Consider the following 3,777-nt stretch of genomic DNA (forward strand, 5'->3'; position numbering starts at 1 on the left):
AGGCAGGTGGCGAGACCGAGGAAGGCCTCGTGGATGTCGTCGCGTCGCTCCCAGCGGATCCGCAGGCGGCGAAAGCCGTGCAGCCAGGCGATGGTGCGCTCGACGACCCAGCGGAAAATGCCCAGGCCAGAGCCGTGTTGCACGCCTCGCTCAGCGATGACCGGGCGGATGCCGCGCTGCCACAGTAGGCGCCGGTATTTGTCGTGGTCGTAGCCGCGGTCGGCAAGCAGCGTGTCGGGTCGATGTCTGGGGCGGCCGACGACGCCGGCAACCGCCGGGATCTTGTCGAGCAGGGGCATCAGCTGGGTGACGTCGTTGCGGTTTCCACCGGTCAGCGACACCGCGAGCGGGATGCCCTGGCCGTCGGTGAGAACGTGGTGCTTGCTGCCCGGCCGTGCGCGATCGACCGGGCTGGGACCGCTTTTGGGCCCCGTCGAGCGGCCCGGACGTGGGAGGAGTCGATCACCGCCCGGGACCAGTCCAGCTTGTTCGCCGCCCGCAGCTTCTTCAGGAGCACCAGGTGCAGTTCGTCCCACACGCCGGCCTCGTTCCACGCGGCGAGGCGCCGCCAGCAGGTCATGCCCGAGCCGAAGCCCAGTTCCTGCGGCAGGTACTCCCACTGGATGCCCGTGTGCAGGACGAACAGGATCCCGCACAGCGCCTGCCGGTCCGGGACTCGCGGTCTGCCCTCGACCAGCTTCGGACCCGGCACGGGCAGCAACGGCTCGATGAGCGACCACAGTTCGTCCGAGACGATCCAGGGCCGCGACTGACGTTTCCCCACGATCGGACCAACGACCAGCCAATCCGAAAGTCACATGATCAACGGCTTCTGTTAGGACCTCTTAGGCCGGATGCCGCGTCAGGATGCGGGGCCCCTCCGTCGCGCCGGAGGATCACGATCATGCGTCTCCTCACTTTCGCCCCGTCATGCGTCCGGCCCGCGCGACCCCGTGGTGCTCGGCTCCTCATATCCGCCGTCGCCTGCGGCGCCCTGCTGACGGCGGCCACGGGCTGCGGCGGCACCGACGACCGGGCGAAGCCCGGCGGCCCGGCGCACAACGGCAACCCGGCGGCGGCCGGCTCCGCGCACCCGGTGTCCGGTCCGGGAATTCCCGGCATCGGAGAACGGACCGGGGCGCGCATCCCGTCCGGCACCCGTCAGCTCGTGGTCGTCTACGGCGAGGACCGCGACTCCGCCGACAGCCTCGCCGTGCTGTACGAGAAGCACGGCACCCAGTGGGAACGCACCGCCGCCTGGCCCGCGCACAACGGCCGTCGCGGCTGGACGACGGACCATCAGATGGACGACGAACGCAGTCCCGTCGGCGTCTTCACCCTCACCGACGCCGGAGGCTCGCTCAGGAGCCCGGGCACCAAACTGCCCTACTGGTACGACGACAACGCCTTCGCCGCCTCCATCAACCAGGACGACGAGAACCACGCCCACGACTTCGACTACGTCATCGCCATCGACTACAACCACCTCAAGGGCACCCCGCCCTTCGACTGGAACCGTCCCGACGGCGTGGAGAAGGGCGGCGGCATCTGGCTCCACGTCGACCACGGCGACGGCACCTCCGCCTGCGTCACCGTCCCCGAGTCCGGGATGAAGACCCTGCTCGGCACCCTCGACCCGGCGCGGCATCCCGCGGTGGTCATGGGCGACCGGCAGCGCCTGATGCAGTGACAGACCGTCCGGCCGACCCGTCGAACGACCCCTCCTCCATGGTGGGCGCACTCACTCCCGCGCCCAGAACTATGGTGTCCCACCACATACGACCTTGACCTGCGCGTTCCTACCGTGTGGCGACACGCATTCCGTCCCCGTCACACGCCAGGAAGTGGTGCCGATGTCGTCACCTATAAGCGCCCCACCCGCTCCAGCGAAGCTCCCCCGCATCGTCGCCGCCAGTCTCATCGGGACCACCATCGAGTGGTACGACTTCTTCCTGTACGGGTCGGCCGCCGCGCTGGTGTTCAACAAGCTGTTCTTCCCGGACTCGGATCCGCTCGTCGGGACACTGCTGTCGTTCCTGACGTACGCGGTCGGGTTCGCGGCACGGCCGCTCGGGGCTCTGGTGTTCGGACACTACGGTGACCGGCTCGGGCGCAAGAAGCTGCTGGTGCTGAGTCTGCTGCTGATGGGCGGCGCGACCTTCGCCATCGGTCTGCTGCCCACGCACGCGACCCTCGGAAGCGCCGCACCGGTGCTGCTGACGGTGCTGCGTCTGGTGCAGGGCTTCGCGCTCGGTGGCGAGTGGGGCGGTGCCGTCCTGCTGGTGTCCGAGCACGGGGACGCGCGCAGGCGTGGCTTCTGGGCCTCGTGGCCGCAGACCGGCGCGCCGGCCGGGCAGCTGCTGGCCACCGGTGTGCTGTCGCTGCTCACCGGCATCCTCACGGACGACGCCTTCGGCAGCTGGGGCTGGCGCATCCCGTTCCTGCTCTCCGGCGTGCTGGTGATGGTCGGTCTCTGGATCCGTCTCTCCGTCGACGAATCACCCGTGTTCAAGGAGGCGCTGGCCCGGGCCGAGTCCAGGAAGGAGGACACGGAGGAGAAGCTTCCGCTCGTCTCCGTGCTGCGCCATCACTGGCGGGACGTGCTCGTCGCGATGGGCGCGCGTATGGCGGAGAACATCAGTTACTACGTCATCACCGCCTTCATCCTCGTCTACGCCACCACGTCCGCGGGCGTCTCGAAGCAGACCGCGCTCAACGCCGTACTCATCGCCTCCGCCGTGCACTTCGCCGTCATCCCGGCCTGGGGCGCCCTGTCCGACCGGGTCGGACGCCGGCCCGTGTACCTGCTCGGTGCGGCGGGCATCGGGCTGTGGATGTTCCCGTTCTTCCGGCTCGTCGACAAGGGGTCGTTCGGCTCCCTGATCCTGGCCGTCACCGTCGGACTGGTGCTGCACGGGGCCATGTACGCGCCCCAGGCCGCCTTCTTCGCCGAGATGTTCGCGACCCGGATGCGCTACTCCGGTGCCTCCATCGGTGCCCAGTTCGCCTCCGTCGCGGCCGGTGCGCCGGCCCCGCTGATCGCCACCGCGCTGCTCGAGGAGTACGACAGCTCCACGCCGATCGCGCTGTACGTGATCGCGGCCGCCGTCCTGACGCTGATCGCCGTGGGTGTGGCCCGCGAGACCCGGCACCGTGACCTCGCCCAGGTGGCGGAGCGGGGCGGGGAGCAGACCGGCGCGAGTGCGGCCGCCGAGGCGCGGACGGTGTGAGACGTACGTGACCTCGATCGGCCTCCACTGACCGGCCCCCGCGCGGGGGCCGGTCAGTGCCGTCCCGGTACCGCCAGCCCGTGCAGCCGCAGGGCCAGTTGGATCTCCAGGGCGCGGGACGGTGTCTGCCAGTCGGCGCCCAGGAGCCGGCCCACCCGTTCCAGCCGCTGAGCCACGGTGTTCACGTGCACATGGAGGGTGTCCTTGGTCCGGGCCGGGCTCATGCCGCAGGCGAAGTAGGCGTCCAGCGTGTGCAGCAGATCGGTGCCGCGCCGTTCGTCGTAGGTCACGAGCGGGCCGATGGTGCGCTCGACGAAGCCGCCGACGTCCCGGTCGGCGGCGAGGAGCAGGCCGAGGAAGCCGAAGTCCTCCGCCGCCGCACCGTCTCCGCCGCGTCCCAGGAGGTGCAGCGCGTCGAGGCAGCGGCGGCCCTCGGCGTAGGCGGCGCCCACCGCGTCGGGCCGGTCGGCGAGGCCGGTGACGGGGGCGGAGGCACCGACGGTGACCGGCAGGCTGACGGCCGCGCCGAGGTCGCGGGCGGTGCGGC

At 70.6% G+C, this 3,777-nt stretch carries 4 protein-coding genes; 2 read left to right on the top strand and 2 right to left on the bottom strand.

Going from position 1 to position 3,777, the window contains the following annotated elements:
• Positions 1-784 (bottom strand): IS5 family transposase gene (locus tag GTW40_RS26245; protein WP_343245603.1). Its coding sequence is split into 2 segments (ribosomal slippage), with 782 coding nucleotides annotated over them: positions 1-452 and positions 455-784; the frame shifts between segments, so codons are not numbered across the junction. This gene is flagged as partial in the annotation.
• Between the two features lie 120 nt (positions 785-904).
• Here GTW40_RS26245 and GTW40_RS26250 point away from each other — a divergent pair.
• Positions 905-1,690 (top strand): hypothetical protein, encoded by a 786-nt coding sequence (locus GTW40_RS26250; protein WP_161182639.1) that lies wholly within the window; start codon positions 905-907, stop codon positions 1,688-1,690.
• Between the two features lie 163 nt (positions 1,691-1,853).
• Positions 1,854-3,230, top strand: coding sequence for an MFS transporter (locus GTW40_RS26255; protein WP_161182640.1), 1,377 nt, complete (start codon positions 1,854-1,856; stop codon positions 3,228-3,230).
• Positions 3,231-3,283: 53 nt separating this feature from the next.
• Here GTW40_RS26255 and GTW40_RS26260 read toward each other — a convergent pair.
• Positions 3,284-3,777 (bottom strand): PucR family transcriptional regulator (locus GTW40_RS26260; RefSeq protein WP_161182641.1); only part of this gene is annotated, 494 nt, incomplete at its 5' end.

Origin of the sequence: Streptomyces sp. SID4985 (assembly GCF_009863025.1) — a bacterium.
GTDB lineage: Bacteria > Actinomycetota > Actinomycetes > Streptomycetales > Streptomycetaceae > Streptomyces.